At 58.1% G+C, this 985-nt stretch carries 1 protein-coding gene; it reads left to right on the forward strand.

Going from position 1 to position 985, the window contains the following annotated elements; genetic code table 11:
* Positions 1 to 269: 269 nt before the first annotated feature.
* The coding region (locus B3C64_RS08480; protein ID WP_291535044.1) for an MFS transporter at positions 270 to 985 on the forward strand (716 nt) is incomplete at its 3' end.

Genomic DNA, 985 nt, shown 5'->3' on the forward strand with positions numbered 1-985 from the left:
CCCGATTCGCATGTCATGCGTGCATTCCGCTATCATGCTGCACTTCTATCATGCATGCACTTCGCATATCAGCACGTGACTGTGCGCGCCACTACACGCACACCGTTGCCCTGGACTTTGCGCGTTTCCATAGCCACATGCTTCGCGTTTTGCCGAGATGAGGGTTGGGCGCATGCCGAATAAGCCGACCGCGTATCCGCGGAACGCGTCCGGCATAAAGGCCACCCGTGGGAATAGAATTCTGTAGTTTGTTCTTGAGAGGGTGATCGATGTCAGCGAAGCGGAATATGGCCAAGGCTCTTACCCGGGAGGAATCGTACCAGAACGACCGGTTGACGCGCACGGCGTTCGTTTCCATTGCGATTCTTACGTTCATCACGTTCGTCGGCAATTTCACGCAGCTGCAGTTGAGCGCCGCGTTGCCGACGATCGTGAGTGATTTCGGCATCTCCGTGACGACGGGCCAGTGGCTTACGTCGATTTTCCAGCTGGTGATGGGCGTGATGGTTCCGTTGACCGCGTTTCTCACCCGCCGTTTCTCCACGCGCGAGATCGTGCTCGTCTCGATGACGGTGTTCACCATCGGTTCGGTGTTCGCCTGGCTGGGGCCGAGCTTCATTCTGGTGCTGATCGGCCGAATGTTGGAGGCGATCGGCACGGGCGTGATGTGGCCGGTGCTGCAGATTACCGTCTTCTCCATTTATCCGTTGTCCCGCCGCGGTTTCGCGATGGGCACGGTTGGCATGGCGATGAGCGTCGCGCCGGCGATCGGCCCGACCCTCGGCGGTCTGCAGACCGATTTGAACGGCTGGCGTTCGATTTTCCTCACGTTGTCGGTCATCGGTGTGCTTTCCCTGTTGCTCGCGTTCTTCGGCCTGCATAATTTCGGCGAGCGTGACGAGACCGCGAAGGCCGATTTCTTCTCCGTCGGATTGTCGATTTTCGGTTTCGGCGGTCTGATGTTCGGTTTTACGAACATCGAATC

The sequence above is a fragment of the Bifidobacterium sp. UBA6881 genome, assembly GCA_002451435.1.
GTDB lineage: Bacteria > Actinomycetota > Actinomycetes > Actinomycetales > Bifidobacteriaceae > Bifidobacterium.